Source organism: Marinovum sp. J2-8 (genome assembly GCF_055808435.1).
Genome location: NZ_JBVVRZ010000002.1, coordinates 274,584 through 300,532, shown reverse-complemented (window position 1 = coordinate 300,532; position 25,949 = coordinate 274,584). Strand labels below are relative to the sequence as shown.

Genomic DNA, 25,949 nt, shown 5'->3' with positions numbered 1-25,949 from the left:
ATTCGCCCTTAGTACCTCAAATTTAGGGCCAATTTAACGGTCAAAAAGGCAGGACTTGATCTTACCGGGTCGGGACCGACTGGTCATTGAACCGGATTACTTTGTGGGGGCACAATAATGCCAATAGCAAGTGAGCTGAATATCAGCACAGACGCCGATGCACTGACGATGGCGAACACCATGTTCGGTGAAGGGGTCAGCGTGGTTTCAGCCAGCTATAATGGCGATGCGGCCGCGTCCGGAACCTATACGGGCGGCAAAGCGACCCTGGGGGAATTGAGCCCCTCTGACACGGGTGTGATCCTGTCCACGGGCAAGGCCCGCGACATTACCAACAGTGACGGCTCTGCCGACACCAACACCGCCGCCAACACCGGCACGAAAATGGCCGATGGCGTCGACGGCGATGCCGATCTGGATGCGGTTTCGGGGCAAAGCACATTTGACGGCGCGTTCCTGTCTGCGGTGTTCGTTCCTGAGGGCGACATGCTGACCATGCAGCTTGTGTTCTCGTCCGAGGAATATCTGGAATATGTCAGCAGCAGCGTGAATGACGCGGTCGGGATCTGGGTCAACGGCACCTATGTGCCATTGGATACCGGCAACGGCGCGGCGACCGCGATTGCCATCGACACGATCAACACCACCGCCAACCCCAACCTCTATGTCGACAATCCAGAGGCCGAAGATAACTATAACACCGAAATGGACGGCGCGACCGTGGTGCTGTCGATCACCGCGCCGGTGAACAAGGGCGAAGAAAACGACATTCGCATCGGTATCGGCGACGGCGGGGACAAGGTGTATGATTCCAACCTGTTGATCATGGGCAATTCCGTACAGGCGCAATCTGTTGCGGTGAATGATGATCTGGCGCAGGGGCCGAACACCACCCAGGTGCATGACATTCTGTCCAATGATGACAATACCGAAGATCGCGATCTGACGATCACCCATATCAACAATCAGGCGGTGAACCCCGGGGATACCGTGACCCTGAACACCGGCGAAGAGATCACGCTTAACCCTGATGGCACGGTGTCGATCCTGACCGATGGTGACATTGGTGACTCGACATTCACCTATTCCACCGTCGATGACGAGGGCACACCGGCCACCGGATTTGCCACCATCACCACCACCAATAATCCGCCGGATTTCATTGTCAAAGGCACCGGAGATGCCGATCTGATCGACACCAGCTATGTGGGCGATCCCCAAGGCGACATGATCGACAATTTCGACCATTCCGATGCGTCGAATGATGACATGGTACATGCCGAGGGCGGGGCGGACAGCGTCCTTTCCGGGCTGGGCGATGACACCGTGTTGGGCGGGGCGGGCGATGACACCATCGACGGCGGCGCAGGCGATGATTCCATCGAAGGCGGCGACGGCCGCGACAGCCTTTTGGGCGGCGAAGACAACGATCTGATCTATGGCGGAACCGCCAATGATACGATCGACGGTGGCGAGGGCAGCGATACGGTTTATGGCGGCTTTGAAAATGACGTTGTCGGCGGCGGCAGCGGCAATGACAGCCTCTATGGCGACGAAGGCAATGATACGCTTTTGGGCGGATCGGGTTCCGATACGCTGGACGGCGGGTATCAGGACGACCTGCAACACGGCGGCAGCGGCGACGATACGGTTTATGGCAATACCGGCAATGACACGCTGTATGGCGATGACGGCGATGATTATGTGCGCGGCTCCTATGGCGAGGACGAACTGCACGGCGGTCTGGGCGACGATTACGTCTGGGGCGGATTCAACGATGATGTTTTCATTGTCGAAGACAATTTCGGTAACGACACTTTCGACGGTGACGCCTTTGACGAAATTCACGGCGACACGCTGGATCTGTCGGCCACCACCACCGGGCTGAGGGTTGATCTGACCGGTTTGAACCCGGAAGACGGCAGTTTCAGCGACGGCACTGACACCGCCGCCTTTATCGAAATCGAAAACCTCGTTCTGGGGGGCGGCAATGACACCATTGCCCTGGGCGATTTCAGCGGAACCGACAGTGTTCAGGGCTTTGCCGGACCAATCGACAACGGCGATGGCACCTTTACCGGCGTCGATGTGCTGGATGTATCAGAACTGACCTCGGACGGCGGGACAACGCCGGTGCATCTGGGGGATGTGGGTGTCACCGACGACGGGTCGGGCAATGCGGTGCTGACCTTTACCGGCGGTGAAAACCTGACATTGGTCGGCATTTCGCCCGCTGTGGCCAACAACCCGGCCTGGCTTAGCGCGATTGGCATTCCGTCGGATGGCATTCTGACCGGCACCGGGGCCGACGACACCATTGTCGCCGACACTTGGGTCGACGAGGATCTTGACCAGGTTGACAACAATGACGGTCATCTGCCCGGCGAAGGCCCGCAGGACGACATCATCAAGGCCGGTGGCGGCAATGACTCGGTCCATGCAGGCGCGGGCAACGACGATATCGAAGGCAGCTTTGGCGATGACACGCTGGATGGCGGCGCGGGCGATGACAGTATCCTCGGCGGCAGTGGCGAGGATGTCATCACCGGCGGCAGCGGCGACGATACATTGTCGGGCCAGGACTTGGCTGATGTCATCACGGGCGGGGCCGGCCGCGATTTCATCTCTGGTGGCGAGTTCGAGGATAGTCTTCGCGGCGGGGCCGGCGACGACACCATACAAGGTGACGAAGGCCGCGATACAATCGACGGTGGCCTGGGCGATGACAGCCTGTCCGGCGGCGACGATCAGGATCTGATCACGCTGGCCGCGGACCAGGGCAGTGATACAATTGATGGCGGCGCTGGCGGGGTCGATCAGGATACGCTTGCCTTGACCGACACGCTGGGGGCCAATGTCGTGCTGACCGGGGACGAGGCCGGCACCGTGACCACCGGCACCGGCAGCGCAGAATTCACCGAGATCGAGGCGCTGCACCTCGGGGCGGGCGATGATACGCTGGATGGGGCTGGTGACAGCACCGGCATGTCCATCGACGGCGGCGCTGGCGCCGACAGGCTGAGCGGCGGGACCGGTGCAGACCGTATTCGCGGCGGCGATGATGCCGACACGATCATTGCCGGGCGCAATGATACCGTGGATGGCGGCGCGGGCGGGGATGACAACGACACGTTGATTGTGAACGGTCCGGCGGTGATCACCTTTGATCCACTTGATTCCGAACGCGGCACTGTCACCTGGGACGACGGCGAAACGCTGGTCTTTCGCGATATTGAAAATGTCGAATATATTCCGTGCTTTACGCCCGGAACCGTGATCAAGACCATGCGCGGCGAGGTGCCTGTGGAACATCTTCGGGTCGGGGACCGGGTTTTGACCCGCGACAATGGCTATCAGATGATCCGCTGGGTTGGCTCGCGCAGCTTGAATGCGACACAGTTGGCCGCGCGCGCGGCGCTGCGCCCCATTCGGATCTCGCAAGATGCGCTGGGGCCGGGCATGCCGATGCGGGACATGATGGTGTCGCCGCAACACCGGGTCTTAATCAACAGTGCGGCGGCGCAGATGTGGTTCGGCGAAGAAGAGGTGTTGGTCGCAGCCAGTCACATGACCTGTCTGGATGGGGTGTCACGGGCCGATGATCGCGACGGGGTCACCTATATTCATATCCTGTTTGATCAACACGAAGTGGTGCTCAGCGATGGTCTGTGGTCGGAAAGTTTCCAACCCGGCGACATGACGCTGGCGGCACTGGACGGTGATCAACGCGACGAACTTCTGGCATTGTTCCCGGAGCTTGCGGCACAGGTGGATCTGCATGCGGTCTATCCGGCTGCGCGCCCCGCGCTGAAGTCGCATCAGGCGCGGGTCATGTTGATGAGCTGACGGTTCCGGCGATCGCGCCGAACAATCGGCTGGACGGGCTGAGCGCTGCCTCTCAGCCCCCGCCCTGGGCGGTCTGTGCTGCTCGCCAGACCGCCCAATCTTCGGGCGTATCCAGATCGGTGCGGGCCTTTTGACCGGCCAAGGGCACCAAGACCCGCGATTGGGCATGGCGCGCGATGATGTCACGCGCGCCAAAATCGCCCGTGAGCGTCGAAAATTCACCAAAAAGCGCCCTGCGGAACAGCACCGGATGACCCGGCGTGCCATCGGCGCAGCTTGCCTGCACCACCAATGCGCCCGGCAACTCGCCCGCCATCGCAATCAGCGCGGTAAGGTCGTCGCGGTTGATATCCGGCATATCCGGCGGCAGGACTATCGCGGCATCGGTGGCCGCGGGCAGGGCGGCCATCGCGGTGCGCAGGCTCTCTGACATGCCGCGCGCGGCATCCCGCACCACCAACCGGCGCACCGGCACCTCGGCCAGGGCGCGTGCACGCGGGTGGTTTTCGTCCGGCAGCGTGACAATGACCGAAAGCCCCGCCGCCAGCCCGCGAAGCGCCATGGCGCGCAAACAGGGCTGGCCACCGACATCCTCTAGCAATTTGTCCCGTCCGCGCATCCGGCTGGATTGCCCGGCAGCGGGCAGGATCAGAGCGGTCAGCATGTGCGGTCCTTTCGACGGTTCGACCTCAGACTAGAATGGATTGTCTGCTCTGTCAGCCTCGGCCTTTGGACAGGCAAATATTGGCCGCGACACCCGCACGGGCAGGGGGCGGACATTACAATGGTGGGGCGCAAAAATACTTGCTCTGGCGTGTTGCGGTGGGCTCATCCCTATGACAAAAGCGACCTATCGTATGTCGCTTTTGATGCCAGTAGCGCCGTATCCCTTGGCGAGAGCCTGAAAAATTCCGATAGCTTGGCCATATGGGTGCCAATTGGGGTGACGGCGGGTGCTGATCCGCAATTGGGCTGTCTGCCAAGCCATGGTTTCAGGCATCGACACGGATACCCGACCGCCGGAATGTGCGGTCGACATGGCGCATTTGCCAGCCGATTTGCGCCAGCACGCCGATCAAAGCGACCAGAGAAAATGGAAACAGGAGGTCACCAATGACCGACACCAGCAATACCCAAGGGATACCCGATCCCGAGGGGCATTCCGAAATCATCGAGACCGATTATGAAATCGGTCAAGACAATCTGGAGACCCGGATCGGGCCGTTGGGTGTGGATATTCACAACCCGGTGTTTCTGATCTCTGGGCTGTCGATTGTTGCATTCGTATTTTACGCTTTGGCGCTGCCCGAACAGGCCAGCGCGGTTTTTGGCTGGCTTCGCCCCTGGCTGACCAGCACCTTTGACTGGTTCTTTCTGGGCGCGGCCAATTTCTTTGTGGTGTTTTGCCTTGTTCTGATCGTCCTGCCGATTGGCAAGGTCCGGCTGGGCGGCGAAGATGCGGTGCCGGATTATTCCTATATCGGCTGGTTCGCGATGCTGTTTGCGGCCGGTATGGGCATTGGCCTGATGTTCTTTGGCGTGTTGGAACCGGTCTATCACATGGCGATTTCCGAACCGCTCGGCGTGGCCAGCCCGATTGGTGAAGACGGTGCCATCATTGCCGAAAACGTCGATGCGGCGCGGCGCATGGGGTTGGCGGCCACGATCTATCACTGGGGTCTGCACCCTTGGGCGATTTATGCGGTTGTGGCGCTGGCCCTTGCTTTGTTCACCTATAACAAAGGCTTGCCGCTGACGATCCGGTCGGCGTTTTACCCGATCCTGGGCGAACGTGTCTGGGGCTGGTGGGGCCATGTCATTGACACATTGGCGGTTTTTGCCACGCTGTTTGGTCTGGCGACCTCTTTGGGGTTTGGCGCACAACAGGCCAATGCCGGTCTGAGCCATGTGTTTGGCATCGAGGTGTCGATCACGGTTCAGGTTCTGTTGATCACAGCGATCACCGCAATTGCACTGGTGTCGGTGCTGCGCGGGCTGGATGGCGGTGTGAAACTGCTGTCCGAAGTCAACATGGTGATTGCGGCGCTGTTGCTGTTGTTCGTGTTCTTTGCGGCGGGGCCGGGCGGCATTCTGTCGGATTTCATCGGCGGTATTTCGGAATACGGCAAAGAGATCTTTGCCTTGTCCAATCCGATCGGACGCGAAGACACCGGGTTCATGCATGGCTGGACCACCTTCTATTGGGCGTGGTGGATTTCCTGGTCACCTTTTGTCGGCATGTTCATCGCCCGCGTCAGCCGGGGCCGCACGGTACGGGAATTCGTGATCTGCGTTTTGATCATCCCGTCAATGGTCTGTGTCCTGTGGATGGCGACATTTGGTGGCGCGGCAATTGATCAGGTCCTGAGCGACCCGACCACCAGCGCGGTCAAGGCCCAGGTGATCGACGCCTATAACCCGCCAATGTCCCTGTTCGCCATGTTGGACGGTCTGCCCCTGTCCAGCATCACCTCGGTGATTGCGATTGTGTTGGTGATCGTGTTTTTCGTGACCTCCTCTGACAGTGGCTCGCTTGTGATCGACACGATCACGGCGGGTGGCAAAGTGGATGCGCCGGTGCCCCAGCGGGTGTTCTGGTGTGTGTTCGAAGGCGCGGTGGCGGTCGTGCTGTTGATCGGTGGCGGATTGGCATCGCTTCAGGCGATGGTGATTTCGACCGGCTTGCCGTTCACCATTGTCCTGTTGCTGATGTGCTGGGCGATCTTCAAAGGCTTGCTGGCAGAACGCAAATAACCTTGCATCCTGTGCATGATCTGGCGTCCGAGGGAGCGATTTGCCCCCTCGGGCGCTTTTTTCGTTTTGGGCCTTGCTGTCGGCATGTACTTTGCCTGCCATTGTCCTACATCCGCTCGATTGAACCGGTTGGGTAAAGGAGACGGAATTGACAACGATCCTGTGGTTTCGGCGCGACCTGCGTCTGAGCGATCATGCCGCGCTGACGGCGGCCTGTGCTGCCGGGCCGGTGGTTGCGGTTTTCATTCGCGACGCAACGGTCGATCAACTGGGCGCAGCCCCGGCCTGGCGGCTGGGTCTTGCATTGGAACATTTGGCACAGGCGCTGGAGGCACGCGGTCAACGGTTGATCCTGCGATCCGGGCGCGCCGAGCAGGTTCTGGCCGAACTGGTCGCCGAGGTTGACGCCAAACGGATCTATTGGACGCGCTGTTACGATCCCCAGAGCCGCGAACGCGACACAGAGATCAAGTCCCGGTTCCGCGCAAAAGGGATCGACGTCCGCAGTTTTGGCGGCACCGTCTTGTTCGAACCCACCACCGTCGAGACCAAGACCGGCGGGCCGTACAAGGTGTTTTCGCCCTATTGGAAAACGGTAAAGACCCGCGACGTTGACGCGCCGCTGCCAGAGCCGGGCAAGATCCCGCCGCCGGAGACATGGCCCGAAAGCGCAAATCTGGCGGATTGGGCGCTTGGCGCGCGGATGCGGCGTGGTGGCGATGTGGTGCGCGCGTATCTGCATCCCGGCGAAACCGCCGCACAGAACCGGTTGGCGGAATTTGCCGGTGACAGTATCGCCTTGTACCACCAGCGCCGTGACCTTCCGGCGGTGGATGGCACTTCTGGTCTGTCCGAATATCTGACCTACGGAGAGGTTTCGCCACATCAATGCTGGCACGCCGGTCTGCGCGCCCGCGAAGAGCACAGCCAAGGCGCAGAGGCCTTTCTGCGCGAATTGGCCTGGCGCGATTTTGCCACCCATCTGATGGTGTATTGGCCGGACATGCTGGACAACAATTGGCGCGCGGGATGGGACAATTTCGCCTGGCGCGAGGATAAGAGCCTGCCTGAAGTGGTCGCATGGCAACAGGCGCGCACCGGGGTGCCGCTGGTCGATGCCGGTCTGCGCGAAATGTATGTCACCGGGCGGATGCACAACCGGGTGCGTATGGTTGTGGCATCCTATTTGACCAAACACATGCTGATGCATTGGCGCATTGGTCAACGCTGGTTTGGCGAATGTCTGACCGACTGGGATGCGGCATCAAATGCCATGGGCTGGCAATGGGTGGCCGGGTCCGGGCCGGACGCTGCGCCGTATTTTCGGGTGTTCAACCCAGAAGTCTCAGGCCAAGAAATTCGATCCCAAAGGTGCCTATGTCCGCCGCTGGATTGCCGAGGGGCAGGCCAATCCGCCCGCCACTGCGCGGGCCTATTTTGACGCGATCCCGAAAAGCTGGAACATCACGCCCGGTGATCTTTATCCGGCGCCTGTGGTTGGGCTTGATGCGGGACGCAAACGCGCGCTTCTGGCCTATGAAAATCGCGGGTTCTAAGGGTCGGATTTGCGGCATGGCGTTGCCGCTTCGCATCTGGTGTGGGGGAAGTGCCGTCGCGGCCTTGCGCCGGAAGCGCGGGCAACGATAACTGGACGTTAACGCCAGAGTCCCCAAGGAGGCCCGCGAGCAGATGCCAACCATACCCAAGCTTGTCGCCGCGATATGTTTGTCGATCACGGCCTATCTGGTGTCCAAAATGGTCATGCAGGTCATGCCGGAAAGTACCAATTTCGGGATCTTCCTGCCGCTGAACATGGTCATCGGCTTTTTGACCGGCTGGTTCTACACCGGCCGTTTGGCCACCACGCGACTGGCCGAGGCGGTCAGCTATGGTCTGACCGGGGCGGCGGTGATGACCTTTCTGGCGTTGTTCACCCAATCGTCCAATGAAATGATGCGTCTGGCCATGCGCCACCGGTATGGCGGCCCGGTCGAAGCGGTCGCCGCGGTGTTTCAGATCGGCGTCGACTTTGCCGCCGAGGTGTTTACCACCGATATGGTGGTGACATTGGCGGTTGGCGGCATTGTCGCGGGCGTGCTGACCTTGCTTGCTTCGAAACGTTGGAAATAAACCATGCCCGATTTGTTTTTCTACGGCACCCTGTGTCATGTGCCGTTGCTGGAGCGCGTCCTGGGACGGTCTGCGGCCGCGATTGACCTGATGCCCGCGCAATTGCCGGGATGGTCGGTGCATTGGGTGGCGGGGCAGGGGTTCCCGATGATCCAGCAACAGGACGGTGCCCTGACCCCGGGGCAATGGGTCGCGAATTTGAGCGCCGAAGATCTGGCGCGGCTCGATCATTATGAAGGCGGATTTGACTATAGCCTGGAGCCGATGACAATCCGCACCGAAGATGGCGCAGAACGGTCGGCTTTGGTGTTCTTGCCTGCGGCCAATCGCTGGACTGCTGGCGCGCCCTGGCATCTGCCGGATTGGGTGGCCCAATTTGGCGATGTGACGTTGGAAGCCGCCGAAGAAGTGATGGAGCGTTTCGGCGTGACCTCGGCCCGGGATATAGATCGGCTTTTCCCGTGGATTCGGGCGCGCGGTTGGGCCCGGTGTCTGGGACGCAGGCCTGCGCCCAGCACGTTGCGCCGTGCGCCGGATGCGTCTGCGGTGGAAATTGGCACGCAACGTGCCGGGTATGACGGCTTTTTCCGGATCAAGGATTTCGACATCCGCTATCGTCAATTCGATGGCGCCGAAAGCCCGGAAATCTCGCGGGAAACCTTTGTAGCTTATGATGCGGCACAGGTGCTGCCCTATGATCCGGTGACCGACAAGGTGATGGTGATCGAACAGCTGCGCTTCGGCCCGATCTGGCGCAAGGACCCGGCCCCTTGGGTGCTGGAACCGATTGCCGGGCTGGTGGATGCCGCGAAGACCCGGCGGATTGTGCCCGTCGCGAAGCGGTCGAAGAGGCCGGCCTCACGCTGGGTGATCTGCGCCTGATCAGCCGGATCTATGCCTCGCCCGGTTATTCCACCGAATTTTTCCATTGTTATCTGGGGCTTTGTGATCTGTCGGATCACACCGGCGGGGTTGCGGGGCTGGCGCATGAAGCCGAAGATATCCGCAGCCATGTCATCAGCTTTGATCATGCGATGGATCTGGTGACCAGTGGCGAGGTCAATGTCGGGCCTTTGGCGATGATGCTGCTTTGGCTTGCACGCCATCGTGAGGAACTGCGCGGTGCTGCCGGCGTCAGGCACACTTGAGTTCACGGGCCACGGGGCCTACACAAACACAACATTTTTCAAGGAGGGTCACCCCCATGCGCACCGCATCCGATCTGGCCGACGCCGTTGGCAACACCCCGCTGATCAAGCTGAACAAAGCCAGCGAGATGACGGGCTGCACCATTCTGGGCAAGGCCGAATTCATGAACCCCGGCCAATCGGTCAAGGACCGCGCCGCCCTGTTCATCATCCGGGACGCGGTACAAAAGGGGCTGTTGAAACCCGGCGGCACCATTGTCGAAGGTACGGCCGGCAATACCGGCATCGGGCTGGCGCTGGTTGGCGCGTCGATGGGATTCAAGACCGTGATCGTGATCCCCGAAACCCAGAGCCAGGAAAAGAAGGACATGATCCGTCTGGCCGGGGCGGAACTGGTGCAGGTGCCGGCGGCCCCGTATCGCAACCCCAACAACTATGTGCGCTATTCCGGGCGTCTGGCCGAAGAAATGGCACGTCGCAGCAACGAAGGCGTGATCTGGGCCAATCAGTTCGACAATACCGCCAACCGGCAGGCCCATATTGAAACCACCGGCCCCGAAATCTGGGAACAGACCGGGGGCAAGGTGGATGGTTTTGTGGCGGCGGTTGGTTCCGGCGGCACGCTGGCCGGTGTTGGCATGGCCTTGCAGCCCAAGGGGGTGAAAATCGCCCTTGCTGATCCCGATGGTGCGACGCTGCACCGGTTCTACACCACCGGAGTGCATAAATCCGAAGGTGGCTCGATCACCGAGGGGATCGGTCAGGGACGGATCACCGCCAATCTTGACGGGTTCACCCCGGATTTCAGCTATAATATTCCCGATGCCGAAGCGCTGCCCATCGTGTTTGACCTGCTCAAGGACGAGGGGCTTTGCATGGGCGGATCAACCGGCGTCAACGTCGCGGGCGCGATCCGTTTGGCGCGCGAGCTGGGACCGGGCCACACCATCGTGACCATTCTGTGTGACTATGGCACGCGCTATCAGTCCAAATTGTTCAACCCGGACTTCCTGAAGTCCAAAGGCCTGCCAACGCCGGATTGGCTGACCCGGTCGCCGGCCTCGATCCCTGGTGTATTCGAGGACGTCTGATGTCTTTTATCCGGTTTAGGCCTGCGGTCCTGTTGGCGCTGGTCACAGTCATTTTCATGTCGTTTGGCAGCCATCCGGTTGCGGCACAGGAGCTTTCGGTCGAAGTGCCGGATGTGATGTCGCAGGCCGGAACCTCGTTGCCGGACGGTCAGAGCCTGCCGGATTATGACGCCTGGAACATCCTGGCCAGCCGTGCCGAGGCCGCCCTGGAAAACGGCCGTGCCTCGGACAGCGCGTTTGAATCCCTGCGCGCCGAAATCGTATCCTGGCGGGCAAGGTTTCTGGCCGCGCAGGATGTGAACCAATCGCGCATTCGCACCCTGGAATCCCAGGTCGCCGCCTTGGGCGCGGCACCGGCAGAGGGCGAAAGCGAACCTGAGGATGTGGCACGCCGCAGGGCAGCGCTGAATGAGCAATTGGCCCAATTGCGGGCACCGATCCTGAATGCGGAAGAGGCCTATAACCGGGCCAACGGCATTATTGGCGAAATCGACAGTCTGATACGGGCGCGTCAGGCAGACAAATTGTTCGAGGTGGGCCCGCTGCCCGTTCTGCCGGAAAACTGGCAAATCGCCTATGGCGAATTGGTGGATGCCTGGCGCGGGGCCGCCAACGAAGTGCGGAAATCCTGGGGCTCGGATGTGCGTCAGGCCGAAATCCGCACCAATCTGCCCTTGGTGTTGATGCTGCTGCTTGTGGCGCTGATTCTTTTGATGCGCGGGCGCAGCTGGGCCCGCAATGTCGGCTCCTGGATGCGGCGAAAATCCAAACGGGGCGGCGCGGTCTTTGCGTTTCTGGTGTCAGCCGGTCAAATCATCCTGCCGTTGATCGGGCTTTATGCGCTGACAGAGGCGATTTTTGCCACCGGCATTCCCGGCGTGCGGCTGACGTTGCTGTTGGAAAAACTGCCGGTCTGGGGGATTGTGATCCTCGGACTGCGCTGGATGACAGAGCGGCTGTTTTCCCAGCACGACGGCGACCGTATGTTGCCAATGGCGCGCCAGCAACGCACCGAAGCGCGCACCTATGCCAGCCTGCTGGCGATATTGCTGGTGGCGCGCGACGCAATCACACAATTTTCCGGTGTCGAAGGGTTTTCGGTCGCGACGCTTGCGGTTGTTGATTTTCCGGTCATTGTTCTGACCGCGCTGATCCTGTTCCGTTTGGGACAGTTGATGATCCATCACATCCGCTTTGACAGCGAAAATGCCGAGCGTGCGGTGCGCGCCCGTGTGGTCGGATTCCTGGGCCGCATTGCCATTCTGGTGTCGATTGTTGCGCCGGTTCTGGCGGCCACGGGATATCGCACCGCCGCGGAAACATTGCTCTTTCCAGCGGTGACCACGCTGGCGCTTCTGGGGCTGATCGTGATCCTGCAACGGTTCACCAATGATCTGTACAGGTTCTTGATGGGCCAGTCCGAAGAAGAGGCCGACAGCCTGATCACGGTATTGATCGGCTTTATTCTCGGCATCATGGCGCTGCCGTTCCTGGCGTTGATCTGGGGCGCGCGGGTGGCCGATCTGACAGAGCTGTCCACCCGTATCGGCGAGGGGTTTGCCGTCGGAGACAGCCGCATTTCCCCCACCGATTTCCTTGTGCTTCTGGTGGTGTTTGTCATTGGCTATATGGCAACCCGCCTGATGCAGGGCGCGCTGAAAAATTCGATCCTGCCGAAAACCGGCATCGACACCGGCGGCCAGAACGCCATTGTGTCCGGCGTTGGCTATGTCGGGATCTTTGTGGCGGCGCTGGTGGCGATCACCTCTGCCGGACTGGATCTGTCGTCGCTGGCGATTGTTGCCGGGGCCCTGTCGGTCGGGATCGGTTTCGGCCTTCAGAATATCGTGTCCAACTTCGTCTCTGGCATCATCCTGTTGATTGAACGCCCGATTGCCGAGGGCGACTGGATCGAGGTGGGCGGCATTCACGGCACCGTGCGGCGGATTTCCGTGCGCTCCACCCGGTTAGAGACCTTTGACCGCTATGACGTGATCATTCCCAACGCCGATTTCGTATCGGGGCAGGTGTCGAACTATACCCGTGGCAGCGCGCTTGGCCGGATCATCATTCCGATTGGCGTGGCCTATGGCACGGATACCCGCAAAGTCCAAAAGATCCTGCTGAACATTGCGCGCCATCATGATCAGGTGCTGATGAACCCGGAACCCGGGGTCGATTTTATCGGCTTTGGTGCGGATTCGCTGGATTTTCAGATCCGCGCGGTGTTGCGCGACATTACCCAGGGCATGGGGGTGCGGACCGAAATGCGCCACCAGATCGTCGAGGCCTTTGCCGAAGAAGGGATCGAGATTCCCTTTGCGCAACGCGATGTCTGGTTGCGTAACCCCGAAGTGCTGCACACGCCGCCACCTGCGGCAGACGCCAATCCCCAGACCACCCCGAACAGCCCCCAGACGGTGCAACAGCCCGTTGCGCCAAAAGCGGCGCCGGACACGGGCGACAACCTGCCGTCTTATGGGGACGGGATGAGTGACGGAGATGGAGATGTGACGCGATGACGACCCGCTTGCTGTTCCGCGAAGACCCCTATTTGCGCGATGCACCGGCCCGCGTGATCGCCCATACGCCAGAAGGCGGCATAATCCTGGATGCCTCGGTGTTTTATCCAACCGGCGGCGGCCAACCGGGCGACAGTGGATTTCTGGTCTGGGACGGTATTGAAATGCCAATTGCCACCACGGTGCTGGGGCCGGGCAGGGAGGTGGTGCTTGTCCCGTCCGAGCCTCAGCCCTTGCCCGAAGTTGGCACACATCTGGTGCAATACCTGGATTGGGAACGCCGCCACCGGCATATGCGGGTGCATACGGCGCTGCATCTGTTGTCGGTCGTGGTGCCGCTGCCGGTGACCGGCGGGGCGATCACATCGGAAAAGGGGCGGTTGGATTTCAACATGCCCGACGCGCCAGCCGACCGCGACGTGATCGAGGAGTCGCTGCACCTGTTGATCGAACGGGACCTGCCGGTCTCTGAAACCTGGGTGACCGACGAAGTGCTGGCCGCAACCCCGGAGTTGGTCAAGACCATGTCTGTCAAACCACCGCGCGGGCAGGGCCGCGTGCGGCTGGTGCGGATCGGCAAGGGCGGGGATCAGGTTGACCTGCAACCCTGCGGCGGCACACATGTCGCCCGCACCGGCGAAATCGGCGCGATCCGGCTTGGCAAGATCGAAAAAAAGGGCCGCCAGAACCGCCGGATGAATATTCTGTTCGATGCATGAGAAAACTTTGAACATTCCGGGTAAGTGGCCGTATTAGCACTTGAATGTCAGTGTCAGTCGGGGCTAAACACCCGTCCACGGACAGTTGGCCGAGTGGTCGAAGGCGCACGCCTGGAAAGTGTGTAGGCGGGAGACCGTCTCGAGGGTTCGAATCCCTCACTGTCCGCCACGCAAAACCTTTAAGTAGCTGATGTTTATTGGGAAATCGGGATGCGAATGTCTTTGTTCCCACACATGTTCCCACACTTGCTGCGCCTTTGACGGCAGAGCGGTTTGGCTCAATCCTCCAACAAATCATCCCCTGACTCGCCGGTAATCAGCGCCCGTTGCCGCTCACGGCTGATCTGGCCGTAGCTGCGCAGTGTCGTCAAGACGTCGGTATGACCGAGGTTTTGCGAAGCGGCGACCAATTCTGCGACCGAGGTGCAATTCTTGGCAACGTGGCGCGCCAACATATGGCGAAAGGCGTGCGGGCCGAAGGCATCCAGATTTGCAGCGGCGAAGGCCTCGTTGACGATCTTTCGAACGGGTTCGGTGCTTTTCCAGGAACGGCGCTCAAATCCGTCGACTGAGAACCCGGTGTTGGATTGCGGCACGATAGCGGTCGCCGGGAACAAGGGGTCGTCCGGGCCATAGAATGCGTCTGCGTCGAGATACGCCATTCAGGTGGCCAAGGCAGTTTCGGCCTCGGGGAAGCCTTGTGCAAAGAAGGTGTCGATACGCTTGCCAAACTTGGTTGCCACCTCTCGCGGGTTCTGTGTGACGGATTTCTCGTCGAGATTGACGTGCTTGATCCGCAAGGTGATCAATGCGCCCACACGAATGCCCGTCAGACAAATCAGCGCGAAAATCGCCTTGTCGCGCATCTCGCGCGGTGTGGCTGCGGGCATCATCGCCAGTGCTCGCTTGGCCTGTTTGATGCTTGGGGCAGGGCGACTTGGAGCGGCGCGCGCTTCGGCCTTATCACGGCGCGACAGGCTGAAGTAGTCCGCGTCTGCTGCCCTGATCCGGCTGCGAAAGCCATCTTGCTGAGAAAGCCAAAGCGTGAATTCGCGCAGGGTTGCCGGAATTGCGCGGGTGGTGGACTTGCCAAAGGGTTTGCCGCTCGCACTTTTGGCCTGCTCCAGGTGAGACCGGAATCCTATGACCTTTTCGATGTGAAACTTGGCAAAGCCCTTGCTCGCATTCCACACATCGAAGCGTTCCAGGGCGGCAAGCTACCGGTCGAGTGTCTTGTCGGAAAGCTGGCGTGCGTACTTGAGGCAATCAGCGAACCGGCGCTTGAGCCGTTCGTTTTTCTCATTTGGTCGCTTGGTCATGTTGGCCTCCTCTCAGGCGCTCTTTGGTAGGGTAATTCGGGTGCCGACCGGACAGGCCGGGAAGTGGAAAACACGGGGGGGGCTGTCCACCACATTAATCTTGTTGGATTCATGGTCCGGCCCCAAGTTGGAGCGGACTCAAATCGACGTTGGAGGAAAAATCCCGTGGCAGGTCAGTGCGCGTAAGGCAGGTTTCTCAGAACGTGTTCCATGCGATCATACACTTCATTGATGTTCTTGCAGGCGTTCAGCCAAAGGCAATTGTCGGTCTTCCCTGTTTGGCGCAACCAATCGACGACTGTCATTCCAGTAGTGAGCTCACCGGAACATTCAATATCCACTGGACACAATCGACCTTCGAACAGCTCCGGCCACAGAAGGGCAGACACCGCAACCGCGTCATGCAATGGGCGCGATTTCGTGCCATATTTGGCGTTTCCGTAGCGTTCAAAGAATTCCATCATACCGGCACAGGCCAGCATGACATCGGTGTCATACTTCGCCAGCTTGCTGGACCAGTTCACCGGGGCAGGGGTCGCATGGGTGCAATCCAGAGGTACTGCTGTCACGGGAATCCCGGACCCAAGGACGATGCGCGCGGCCTCTGGGTCTACCAGAATGTTGTATTCCGCCGCTGGCGTCATGTTGCCGCCTTCGAAAAATCCGCCGCCCATAAACACAATGCGGGCGATACGCGGGGCGATGTGCGGCGCGCGGCGCAGGGCCATCGCGATATTCGTCTGCGGGCCAAGGGCAATCAGGGTGACGGGGCGGTCGCTTTGCAGGACCGTGTTGATGATGAAGTCAACGGCATGTCCTTCTTTGGGGCCGGTTTTGGCCGGGGCCCAATTCCAGCCATCAATCCCGGTGTCCCCGTGAATTTCCGGCACAGGCCGCGGCGCACGCAGCAACGGGCGCGGGCACCCGGCATGGACCGGCAGATCTGCATGCCCGGCCAGCTCAACAATGCGACGGGCGTTATCCGTTGTTTGTTCCAGCCCCATATTGCCTGCAACCGTTGTTAGGCCAAGAACATCGAGGTCGGGCGCACCAAGCGCCAGCAAGATGGCAAATGCGTCGTCCTGTCCGGGGTCAGTGTCGATAATCACGGGGATGGCGGCCAATTTCGTCTCCTGTTGCTTGTTATTTGCGGCCATTTCGACGGGTTTTGCACGTTTTCTAAGCATGCGTTGCGCCAAGGCCGATTTTTGTTTTGTTGATGGATTGCAGGGCTTCCCATGCGATGCTTTTCGATATTTTGTATACAGTATTCAAAATGGAGGTGCGCTGTGAAGGGTGAATTTGACAATATTCCGATCGTGGATATTTCGGGGCTGTTGGACGGAGCAGGCGATCAGGCGCGGGCAAGTTCAGTTGCAAATCTGAAAAAAGCGCTGGAAACATCGGGCTTTGCCTATCTGTCCCATCATGGGGTGCCGGAAGATCTTGTGGACCGCATGCGGGAAATGAACGTGGCGATCCACAAGATTTCCGATGAGGAAAAGCAAGCGATCAAAATCAATGCCTTTCATCGCGGTTACATGCCGATGTCATCCTCGACGATCGTGACGTCCTCCGTGGCCAAGGTGACGAAGCCCAATCGATCCGAAAGCTTGATGGTGATGCACGAGGTTCCCGAAGGCGCGCCTCAGGCGGGTGAACCGCTGCAAGGTCCGAACCAATTCCCCGACAGCCTGCCAGAGGCAAAGACAACGGCGCTGGCCTATATGGCCGAGATGACCAAGCTAGGTGAGCGCATAGCCGGTGGCCTGGCCGAGGCTTTGGGCTTGCCGCGCGATTGGTTTGTAAAGTATTTTCAGGATCCCACATTGTTCCTGCGGCTTTTGCATTATCCGGAGCAGCCCGAAGAAGAAGAGCTTTTCGGCTCTGCCCCCCATACAGACTATGGGTTTGTGACACTGCTCAAGCAGGACAACGTTGGCGGGCTGGAGGTTCGGAACACACACGGCACATGGATTGCCGCGCCGCCCATCGAAAACACCTTTGTCATGAATGTCGGCGACATTCTGGCGAAATGGTCCAACGGCCGGTTTGTTTCGACGCCGCACCGGGTAAAGAATCTTAGCCGCCGCGGGCGATATTCACAGCCGTTCTTTTACGATCCATCGATGAGCGCACTGGTGGAATGTCCGCCAGCCATGCTTGAGGCCGGCGAAACTGCGCAAATGGAGCCGGTTCTTTACGGGGACTACCTGCTGGAACGGCTCAACAAGAACTACGACTACCGCAAAAAAGCATCCTGAGGGGCTGCTGTCTCGCTGCAGTCGGCACCCAACAAGGCACCAAAACAACAGGGAAACAGAAGTATGACAGAGTTAAACCGTCGCCACATGCTCAAGGCGCTCATCGCGCTTGGTGGAGCGTCCGTCCTGAATGTCCCGGCCGTCCACGCCCAAGCTCAAAGCCTGGTAATCACCACCTATGGCGGTTCGTGGGAGAAGTTCTGGCGCGACGTTTTGATCCCCGGATTTACCGAGGAAACCGGAATTGATCCGACCTTGGACATCGGGCTTGGCCGTACATACACCACCAATATCCGCGCTGCGGGTGTCGGAAAGTCGCCTTATAGTTGCTTGATGACAAATGAAATTTATTCAACAGTCTTGCGCTCGGAGGGCTATTTCGAAAAGCTCGATCTTGCCAAACTTCCAAATTACGCCGACCTCTATGAGGTCGCGACCGAGGCGTCAGAGGGCTGGGCCGCTGTCGGGCTTATTTCGCCGATTGGCCTGGGCTATCGTACCGATATGTTGTCCAAGGCACCAACGTCCTGGAAAGATTTGTGGGAAGATCCCGAGCTGAAAGGCCGTCTTGGCCTGTACAATATCAAGAACTCCGCCGGTAAAATGTTCCTGATGTTGACGTCGATGATCTATGGCAAGGGCATTGATGATTTGGACGTTGGTTTTGAAATGCTCAAGGAATTGGGCCCGGTGTATCAAACCGACTTCAATATGAGCACGGCAATGGCCACGGGCGAAATTGCTGTTGCCCCGTTTGATTTTGGCGAAATTGCACGTTTGCGCAACCAGGGTTTGCCGGTCAATTGTATCATGCCCGAAGAGGGGCTTATGATGTGGGATCAAACCTTCAACATCGCCAAAGACTCGCCCGTCCGCGATGAAGCCTATGCCTATCTTGATTTCGTTCTTGGGCCCGTGGGCCAGGATCTCTTGATGCGGGAATTCTTTGTTTCTCCGGTCAACAAGAAGGTGGTCGTTCCCGAAGATTTGACCATTGATGTGCCTGTCTCGGGCGAGGCCATGGGCCAGTTCATCAAATGGGATTGGGAACTCATGAATGACAACGCAGAAGAGATTTCCCGCCGCTGGAATGAGATTTTTGGCGCCTGATCCTAGATTCCAGAAACTTCCCGCTCTGTGCCTTTACAGAGCGGGTCAATAATTCAAGAACCGGCTGCAAAAACATGACCGAAGTTTCGCTACGCGCGCTCAAGAAATATTACGGCAAGACTGCCGCGCTCAAGGGGATTTCCCTTGATGTGAACCACGGTGAATTCATTTCCCTGCTTGGTCCGTCAGGGTGCGGCAAATCCACCACGTTGAAATGCATTGCGGGTTTCGAAGAAATCACCCAAGGTGGCATCTTTTTCGATAATCAGGATATATCGCATAAGCTGCCGGAAAATCGCGATATCGGGATGGTGTTTCAATCCTATGCGCTTTTTCCGCATATGACGGTGGCGCAAAATTTGGCCTTCGGGCTGGAAATGCGCCGCGTGTCCAAATCCGAAATCAAAGAGCGTGTGATGCGCGCCATGGATATGGTGCAACTCACCCCCTATGCGGATCGATATCCCAAAGCGCTGTCCGGGGGGCAACAACAACGGGTTGCGCTGGCGCGCGCTCTGGTGATTGAGCCTGCAATTCTATTGCTTGATGAACCCTTGGCCAATCTCGACGCCAAGTTGCGCGATGAAATGCGGGGTTTTATTCGCGATCTGCAAAAACGTGTGGGTATCACCACGATCTATGTCACGCATGACCAAGACGAAGCCATGACCATGTCGGACCGGGTGGTGGTGATGTTTGACGGCGAAATTGCCCAGGCCGCCGCCCCTGAGGACGTATATAATGCCCCGGCATCGGAACGTATCGCCCGGTTTGTGGGCAACGCCAATATCCTTGATCTGGCGATTTCCGCCAGACCCGAGGGCGGCGGGATCGAGACCAGGCTGCCGGGCGGCACAACATTGCATGTGACGGCTTCGGCGGATTGGGCAGGTGAAAGATTGCGTATAATGGCGCGACCTGAACAAATTATGCTGACCGCACCGGAACACGGTCAGCTTGGCGGGCGGATCGCCAAACGGTATTTCAGCGGCGGCCATGTGGAATACTCGATCGACACCGATTGCGACGAGATTGCCGTTGTCGGCCCAACAACCCAAAACCTCAAAGAGGGCGACACTGTTGGTCTTTGTTTCGATCCAGCGCGCCTTTGGCCAATGCCGGACGACCGGGATGGGGCTGCGCCATGAAACGGTTTCGTGCCTATTTCCTGATCGCACCAACAGCGGCATTGTTGTTTCTATTCGTGATCTTGCCTTACGTTACCGTGCTTGTCATGAGCTTTCGCGCCCCCGCAGATGGTCAGCCTTATGGCCAGGGGTTTAGCATTGGGGGATATACTCAGTTCTTTCGCGAAAGCTATTATGCCATTTCACTGCCACAAACGCTTGCGCTTGGAATGGCGACCACTTTTTTCTGTCTTCTGTTAGGTTATCCAATTGCATTGCATATTGCCACGGCCTCGCGAAAATGGCGCGGGTTGTTGTACGGAATTGTGCTGTCGCCGCTTTTGGTCGGGATTGTGGTCCGCAGCTATGGGTGGACGATCTTGCTTGGTAATTCCGGCGTGATCAATTCGACGCTTCGTGATCTGGGGATCATAACGCGGCCCTTGCCGCTTATGTATAACAACTTTGGTGTGATCCTGGCGCTGACCCATGTCTTTTTGCCCTTTATGGTGTTGCCTTTGCTGTCGTCCTTGCAATCCATGGACCCCGCCATTGCCCAGGCCGCGCGGTCATTGGGGGCAAAGCGGTTGACGATCTTTCGGCGCATTACATTTCCGGTGTCGATGCCGGGGGTCCAGGCAGGGTGCATTCTTGTCTTTGTGCTGGCAATCTCATCTTATGTGACGCCGTCGCTTGTGGGCGGGATGCGGGTGAAAACAACCACATTGTTGGTGATCGATGCGTTGATTGATCAATTCCAATGGCCCTTTGGTTCGGCGATGGCGTTAATTCTTGCGGTGTCGGCAGGAATTGTCGTGTTGGTGTTTGCGCGTCTTACACGGATGAAGTGGAACTGATTGATGAATTTTGCCTCGCTCTGTCTCAACACGTTTCGCATCATGGTCTACGTCTTCCTGCTTGCGCCGATCGCTGTTGTTGTGCTGGCGTCTCTGAACGCTGGCAATTTTCTGACGTTCCCGCCACAGGGGCTCAGCCTGCGTTGGTTCTGGACCTTTTTGGACAACGACATCTTTATCAATGCGATCCTCTACTCTGCGCTCCTTGCGGCCAGCGCGACGTCGGTGTCGCTGGTACTTGGGACGATGGCTGCGCTTTATTATGTGCGGCATGCGGGGCGTGACGCCGAATGGGTGCGGATTGGTGTTCTCTTGCCGTTGATTTTGCCCGAAATTCTGACGGCGATTGCGCTGCTGTTTTTCTTTTATGAAATCGGCGTCGGCACCGAACATAAAATCGCACTGTTTACCGGGCATGTGCTGATGACGCTACCGTTCATTTTCCTGAACGTGAATACGTCTTTGCAAGGGCGCGACGGGTCGGTCGAACTGGCCGCGCGCACGTTGGGTGCGTCGCGCTATACGGCGTTTCGCCGGATAACCCTGCCGTTGATTGCGCCGGGTGTGTCGACCGGGGCGGTCTTTGCTTTCATAATCAGCTTTGATACTTTTGGCATTTCCTTCATTCTGAAGGGCACGGGGTCGGCGCCATTGCCAATCCAGCTTTTTGACTATCTTCGCTTCAACTTCACCCCAGAGGCCGCTGCTGTGTCGACTGTTTCCATTTTGCTGACCTTGTTTCTGGTCGTTGTTTCGGATCTTTTGTTTGGCCGTCGCATATGACGAAGAACATTCCACATCTCGACGCACAATTGCAGCTCCGCCCCATTGGGCTTGAACTTGCGGATCGGTTGGAGGCCGCAATTGTGCGCGAGAAATTTGCGCCGGGCGAAAAGCTACGCGAAGAAGCGATTTGCATGCAGTTCGGCGTGTCGCGCTCGCCCTTGCGAGAGGCGTTTCAGGTTCTTGAAAACCGGGGCCTGGTTGAGCGGCGCCCGCGGGTAGGAACCCGGGTTACCGAAATGACTGAGCAGAATTTGAACGAGATAACGGTTTGCCGCGCGCCGCTTGAGGCCGCATGCGCGGGGCTCTTGGCCGGTTTGGCGCATCACAAGGAAATCGCTGACGTTTTGGAGGGTGAGCTGGATGCGATGCGGTCGGCGCAACGCTGTGGTGATCTGCTAGCGGGATTTGAGGCCAATGTGCGCCTGACAAGAGTTTCGCATGAAAGATGCGAGAATTCGGTGCTCATTCGTACATTGAACCAGCTTGATGTGTCGGCCTTGCGGTATCGGTATCATGCCTACCGGCGCATGCCCGAGATGCTGTTATCCATGATTGAAAACAACGAGATAACCATCGGTCAAATCCGCGAAGGCAACGTCGATGCAGCGCGCGATAGCACGGAAAAACTGGTTTGGACTGCGTGGGAAAAAATGCGGTTGCCATTTCTCAAAGAGACAAAAGAAGACACAGAATGAGCAATGCCCCTGATGTCGCTTTGCTGGGCTACATGATGGAGTCTGTCTGTAGCGAGCTTTGGAAAATTGGCACGTTGATTGCGAAGGAAGAGATCGCTGACCTGCCACTTTCGCGTCGCGCGGCGATTACCTGTGCGGTCACGTCTGCGGTGAATGGCGCGCCGGTTGAGCTGCTGGATCTTTTGCCGAACTTGGAGCGGATTGTTTCGGCCGGGGCCGGGCGGGACATTTTTGATGATGCCGAACTGGCCCGGCGCGGCATAGAGCTGTGCGACACTGGCGCGCTTGTGTCTTCTGATACAGCGGAAATGGCCATCGCTCTGCTGTATGCAATTTCGCGCGATATTGTGCGGGCGGATGCCCATGTGCGATCAGGGACATGGGCATCCGCGCATTTCGGACACCGCACCCGCGTGACTGGCAAAACTGTCGGTGTCGTAGGCCTGGGGCGCATCGGCTATCTGATCGCAGAGCGGCTTGCCGGTGCGGGGCTGAAGCCGATTTATCACACGCGAACGCCGCGTTTGAATGTGCCTTGGCCCTATGTCGCGGATCTTAAATCCATGGCGCGCCGCGCGGATTTTTTGGTTTTAGCGGTGCCGGGCGGTGAGGCCACGAATGGGCTTGTTGATGCGGGTATTCTGCGTGCGCTTGGGCCGCAGTCGTTTCTGATTAACGTCTCGCGCGGGTCGGTGATTGATGAAGAGGCTTTGATTTCCGCTTTGCAAGAAGGCGTAATCGGCGGGGCTGCGCTTGATGTATTCGAAAATGAACCTACGCCGGATCGCCGTTTTTCATCTCTGAACAACACAATTCTTGCACCACATATTTCAGCCATTACAGAAGATTTCTCCGAGGAATTGGCGAATGAAATCAGTCGATTGGTTCGGCAGCATCTGGCTTTGGCCTAATCTGGGTATTCTGGGCGTTTGGCGGTCGATCCTTGGAATTTCCCCGGGGCAGGTCGATCCGCAATTTTCGCCCCCAATTCGAAATTATGCGCATCAACTGAAACTTTTGCACGCGGGGGACCGTAGCTTTGGGCGTCTACATTAGAAAAGCAGGAGATTTCAAATGCCCGGTAAAACTATTCCGCCAAAGCTGATCAACCAGATTGACGCCAAAACCGGTCAGGACGTTCTGACCGGCACCACGGACGTTGACAGTTTTCATTTCAAATTCACCGACAACAAGATTTCCAAGGATGACACGCTCGACACTGGCGACGCAATCAAAGGGTACCAGCACGGCGAAGACATCAAGATTGATGGTATTCTGCTGAATTCGAGTGACGTAACCCTTGTGGAAAGCAAGACAAAACAGGAAGTTACACTTCAAATCGACACCAATGGCGATGGAAAGGCCGATGTTGATCTCGTCTTGAAAAATTACATCGGCTACGAGCTCGACGTTGTGAGCAGCAAAAAGGATGGCACGACGACCATCAGTGTTTCGGATGATCCGATGGAGCTTGATAGCCGGGAACATATCCTTCTGAGTGCCCCGGACGAAAAGGACTCCGAAGACAGTTTTATTTTCCATAAAACGTCGGAAATTGACCGGTCCGTCGACGAAGAATTCATCGTCACGCAGGATATGGTGTCAAACGATCTGATCTTTGCAGATCCGCAGCCGATCCTGAAATCGGAAATGCCGGACATGATGGTCGACACCAATATCCCGCTGGTATTGGAAGATTATTTCGACATGGGATAACCGCACAGCAAGAATGCGGCACTTGAAAAGCCTGGCCGTCTTTGGGGAACCGGACAATCCCCAGGGGCGGTCAGATCCCTTTGTTGCCAAATGCGGCGCCATGTATGAATGTCCGTTCCGTAAGGTCAAATGTCACGGAACCGATTAAATGAAACTGCTCAAGCCAGACATTCATAATCTTCCGGCTTATCTGTCGGCGTTGCACCGCGGCTGGTTGCCGGACAATGTCCGACCGGAGGCCGCGCAAGAGCAGATCGCCAGCATTGCAAAAGACGCCGAGACCTTTGTTGCAAATCTGGATGATCCAACGGCGAAGGCCTGCCGAATCACACTGCCGGATGGGTCCAAGGTGCCGCGCTTGCCCAGTTTCCGGCGATGGATTTGGGATGATGAATTCTGTGGCCACATAGGGTTGCGATGGAAACCGGGCACCGAGGCGCTGCCGCCCACCTGTTCGGGTCACATCGGCTATACAATTGTGCCTTGGCGCAGGGGCGAGGGGCTGGCCACTGCGGCGCTTGTGGCCTTTCTTCCCGAGGCGCGGGCCGTCGGGTTGAAATACGTTGAAATCACCACCAATTCGGACAATCGCGCGTCGGCGCGGGTCATCGAAAAGGCCGGCGGCACATTGGTGAAAACCTATGTTGGGGACCAGTCTCTTGGCGCGCGGGAAACGCTGTTGTTCAAAATTCCGCTGGCCGCGTAACGCGCCTGAATGCGGCGTGAAAGCCTCCTGTCAACGCGATCATATGACCGGTCGTTGCGGGGGGCTTTGACGGCAAAACATCCTACTTCTCGTTCAGCAACGCGGTTTGGTTCATCGAGATCGTGCCCTGGGCCAGATAATCCGGCAATTTGGGCGGCAGCAGAACCGAAAGCGTTTGCAGTCTTTTGCAGGTGCGTTCCCGTGCCTCGATGAGATGCAGTTCCAACAGTGATGCGGCCGCCGCGATGTCGTTGCGGGACAAAGCCTCAAGCACGGCGATATGTTCCCGGATTAGCCCGCCACCAGCCGGGGATCGGCCCAGCAAAAGGCGGAACATTTCATTGATTGCCAGGACAAGACGCGATTTCTGTAACGTCTTGAGCAGATGGTCGTTGGTGCAGCCCGACAGCGCCCAGATGTGCAAAACCCCCTCCATGTCCGACAGCGCCGCCGCGGTGGGTTCCGTGCTTTGACTGCTGAGCTCTTTCGCCGACTTCAAGGCCCGTTCGATGTCCTGTCTGGCGATACGGGGCGCGGATTCCGCAAGGGCAACGGGTTCAAGAAGGATACGCAATTGATAGTGATTGCGCACGTCCGAAACCGTCAAAACCGGCAACACCCATTTGGACCGTTCGTTCTTTTCGACGATCCCCGAACTGCGAAGCTGCGAGAGCATGTCGCGCACGACTGACCGGCTGACGGAAAACCGTTCGGTCAGTTTGGCTTCGTTGATCTGCAATGGCCCAAAGGGCAGGGCGCGGATCAGCTCCTCGCGCAGGACCGGCAGGATCTGGTCGGGGTTGGACACCGCGCGCGGCACCGTGCCGCTGGCCATTGAATCAAACAAGGCTTGTTCAATCGAATGACGGCGCGGCGGCGCCGAAGAATCAGTCCCGACAAGGAACCCCCGACCGTCGAAACGGGTGATGATCTTGGCATTGTGAAGCTCGGCAAGCGCTTTGCGAATGGTCGTTCTGCTGGTGTTGAAATGCCGGGCCAAAGGGTCTTCGGTCAAAACCTGACCGACCTCCAGACGGCCGTTTTCCACGGCGGTTCTGATCGCTTCTGAAATCGATATGTATCTGGGAATCATCGACAAATTTCAGGGTCTTCCTTTGGGTTTCGATCGCGGCGGGCGGCCAATACGCGGTGCGTGCGG

General features: G+C 58.3%; 23 protein-coding genes, 1 tRNA gene and 1 pseudogene. 19 read left to right on the top strand and 6 right to left on the bottom strand.

Annotated features, from left to right (window positions below):
• The first annotated feature begins 117 nt into the window (after positions 1-117).
• Positions 118-3,846, top strand: coding sequence for a Hint domain-containing protein (locus AC0L4F_RS07295; protein WP_244686917.1), 3,729 nt, complete (start codon positions 118-120; stop codon positions 3,844-3,846).
• 52 nt (positions 3,847-3,898) lie between these two features.
• Here the strand turns inward: AC0L4F_RS07295 and AC0L4F_RS07290 are convergent, their stop codons facing one another.
• Both AC0L4F_RS07290 and AC0L4F_RS07285 read right to left on the bottom strand, forming a co-directional pair.
• A complete protein-coding gene (locus tag AC0L4F_RS07290; RefSeq protein WP_244686915.1) occupies positions 3,899-4,510 on the bottom strand; it encodes a nucleotidyltransferase family protein in 612 nt (203 codons plus the stop codon).
• Positions 4,511-4,838: 328 nt separating this feature from the next.
• On the bottom strand, positions 4,839-4,970 hold the full coding sequence (locus AC0L4F_RS07285) for a hypothetical protein (protein ID WP_280520517.1): 132 nt from the start codon (positions 4,968-4,970) through the stop codon (positions 4,839-4,841).
• Between AC0L4F_RS07285 and AC0L4F_RS07280 the strand changes: the two genes are divergently transcribed.
• The 9 genes and pseudogenes from AC0L4F_RS07280 (at position 4,960) to AC0L4F_RS07240 (ending at position 14,379) form a co-directional block, all read left to right on the top strand.
• On the top strand, positions 4,960-6,600 hold the full coding sequence (locus AC0L4F_RS07280) for a BCCT family transporter (RefSeq protein ID WP_244686913.1): 1,641 nt from the start codon (positions 4,960-4,962) through the stop codon (positions 6,598-6,600). The two genes, AC0L4F_RS07285 and AC0L4F_RS07280, sit on opposite strands and share 11 nt — an antisense overlap.
• A 148-nt stretch (positions 6,601-6,748) precedes the next feature.
• Positions 6,749-8,156: pseudogene (locus tag AC0L4F_RS07275) on the top strand (cryptochrome/photolyase family protein).
• 133 nt (positions 8,157-8,289) lie between these two features.
• The gene (locus tag AC0L4F_RS07270) at positions 8,290-8,730 is read left to right on the top strand and encodes a TrgA family protein (RefSeq protein ID WP_244686911.1); all 441 of its coding nucleotides are present in this window, start codon (positions 8,290-8,292) and stop codon (positions 8,728-8,730) included.
• Between the two features lie 3 nt (positions 8,731-8,733).
• The gene (locus AC0L4F_RS07265) at positions 8,734-9,612 is read left to right on the top strand and encodes a gamma-glutamylcyclotransferase (RefSeq protein ID WP_244686908.1); all 879 of its coding nucleotides are present in this window, start codon (positions 8,734-8,736) and stop codon (positions 9,610-9,612) included.
• Positions 9,501-9,878 (top strand): NUDIX domain-containing protein, encoded by a 378-nt coding sequence (locus AC0L4F_RS07260; RefSeq protein ID WP_244686906.1) that lies wholly within the window; start codon positions 9,501-9,503, stop codon positions 9,876-9,878. Before AC0L4F_RS07265 ends, AC0L4F_RS07260 begins: the two co-directional genes overlap by 112 nt.
• Positions 9,879-9,934: 56 nt before the next feature.
• Entirely contained in the window at positions 9,935-10,969 is a 1,035-nt protein-coding gene (locus AC0L4F_RS07255) for a cysteine synthase A (protein ID WP_244686904.1), read from the top strand.
• Complete coding sequence (locus tag AC0L4F_RS07250) at positions 10,969-13,491, top strand: DUF3772 domain-containing protein (protein ID WP_244686902.1); 2,523 nt, start codon at positions 10,969-10,971, stop codon at positions 13,489-13,491. The genes AC0L4F_RS07255 and AC0L4F_RS07250 overlap by 1 nt, the downstream gene beginning before the upstream one ends.
• Positions 13,488-14,210, top strand: a complete 723-nt coding sequence (locus AC0L4F_RS07245) for an alanyl-tRNA editing protein (protein ID WP_244686900.1) — start codon at positions 13,488-13,490, stop codon at positions 14,208-14,210. Before AC0L4F_RS07250 ends, AC0L4F_RS07245 begins: the two co-directional genes overlap by 4 nt.
• A 79-nt stretch (positions 14,211-14,289) precedes the next feature.
• A tRNA-Ser gene (locus AC0L4F_RS07240) sits at positions 14,290-14,379 on the top strand.
• Positions 14,380-14,488: 109 nt separating this feature from the next.
• Here the strand turns inward: AC0L4F_RS07240 and AC0L4F_RS07235 are convergent.
• From AC0L4F_RS07235 to AC0L4F_RS07225, 3 genes are all read right to left on the bottom strand, one after another.
• Complete coding sequence (locus AC0L4F_RS07235) at positions 14,489-14,827, bottom strand: tyrosine-type recombinase/integrase (RefSeq protein ID WP_244686898.1); 339 nt, start codon at positions 14,825-14,827, stop codon at positions 14,489-14,491.
• Between the two features lie 45 nt (positions 14,828-14,872).
• Complete coding sequence (locus tag AC0L4F_RS07230) at positions 14,873-15,403, bottom strand: hypothetical protein (RefSeq protein ID WP_244686895.1); 531 nt, start codon at positions 15,401-15,403, stop codon at positions 14,873-14,875.
• Positions 15,404-15,702: 299 nt separating this feature from the next.
• Positions 15,703-16,653 (bottom strand): nucleoside hydrolase, encoded by a 951-nt coding sequence (locus AC0L4F_RS07225; RefSeq protein ID WP_244686893.1) that lies wholly within the window; start codon positions 16,651-16,653, stop codon positions 15,703-15,705.
• Between the two features lie 165 nt (positions 16,654-16,818).
• Here AC0L4F_RS07225 and AC0L4F_RS07220 point away from each other — a divergent pair, with 165 nt between their 5' ends.
• The 9 genes from AC0L4F_RS07220 to AC0L4F_RS07180 all read left to right on the top strand — a co-directional run bounded on the left by AC0L4F_RS07220 (position 16,819) and on the right by AC0L4F_RS07180 (position 24,790).
• Entirely contained in the window at positions 16,819-17,793 is a 975-nt protein-coding gene (locus AC0L4F_RS07220; protein ID WP_244686891.1) for an isopenicillin N synthase family dioxygenase, read from the top strand.
• A gap of 63 nt (positions 17,794-17,856) precedes the next feature.
• The gene (locus AC0L4F_RS07215) at positions 17,857-18,903 is read left to right on the top strand and encodes an ABC transporter substrate-binding protein (RefSeq protein ID WP_244686889.1); all 1,047 of its coding nucleotides are present in this window, start codon (positions 17,857-17,859) and stop codon (positions 18,901-18,903) included.
• Positions 18,904-18,977: 74 nt separating this feature from the next.
• Positions 18,978-20,051, top strand: coding sequence for an ABC transporter ATP-binding protein (locus AC0L4F_RS07210; RefSeq protein ID WP_244686887.1), 1,074 nt, complete (start codon positions 18,978-18,980; stop codon positions 20,049-20,051).
• On the top strand, positions 20,048-20,887 hold the full coding sequence (locus AC0L4F_RS07205) for an ABC transporter permease (protein ID WP_244686885.1): 840 nt from the start codon (positions 20,048-20,050) through the stop codon (positions 20,885-20,887). Before AC0L4F_RS07210 ends, AC0L4F_RS07205 begins: the two co-directional genes overlap by 4 nt.
• A gap of 3 nt (positions 20,888-20,890) precedes the next feature.
• Entirely contained in the window at positions 20,891-21,670 is a 780-nt protein-coding gene (locus AC0L4F_RS07200; RefSeq protein ID WP_244686883.1) for an ABC transporter permease, read from the top strand.
• The gene (locus tag AC0L4F_RS07195) at positions 21,667-22,368 is read left to right on the top strand and encodes a GntR family transcriptional regulator (RefSeq protein WP_244686881.1); all 702 of its coding nucleotides are present in this window, start codon (positions 21,667-21,669) and stop codon (positions 22,366-22,368) included. Before AC0L4F_RS07200 ends, AC0L4F_RS07195 begins: the two co-directional genes overlap by 4 nt.
• Entirely contained in the window at positions 22,365-23,279 is a 915-nt protein-coding gene (locus AC0L4F_RS07190) for an NAD(P)-dependent oxidoreductase (protein WP_244686879.1), read from the top strand. The genes AC0L4F_RS07195 and AC0L4F_RS07190 overlap by 4 nt, the downstream gene beginning before the upstream one ends.
• Before the next feature lie 163 nt (positions 23,280-23,442).
• Complete coding sequence (locus tag AC0L4F_RS07185) at positions 23,443-24,084, top strand: hypothetical protein (protein WP_244686877.1); 642 nt, start codon at positions 23,443-23,445, stop codon at positions 24,082-24,084.
• A gap of 148 nt (positions 24,085-24,232) precedes the next feature.
• Positions 24,233-24,790, top strand: coding sequence for a GNAT family N-acetyltransferase (locus AC0L4F_RS07180; RefSeq protein ID WP_244686874.1), 558 nt, complete (start codon positions 24,233-24,235; stop codon positions 24,788-24,790).
• Between the two features lie 82 nt (positions 24,791-24,872).
• Here the strand turns inward: AC0L4F_RS07180 and AC0L4F_RS07175 are convergent, their stop codons facing one another.
• The gene (locus AC0L4F_RS07175; RefSeq protein ID WP_280520515.1) at positions 24,873-25,883 is read right to left on the bottom strand and encodes a GntR family transcriptional regulator; all 1,011 of its coding nucleotides are present in this window, start codon (positions 25,881-25,883) and stop codon (positions 24,873-24,875) included.
• Between the last annotated feature and the right edge of the window lie 66 nt (positions 25,884-25,949).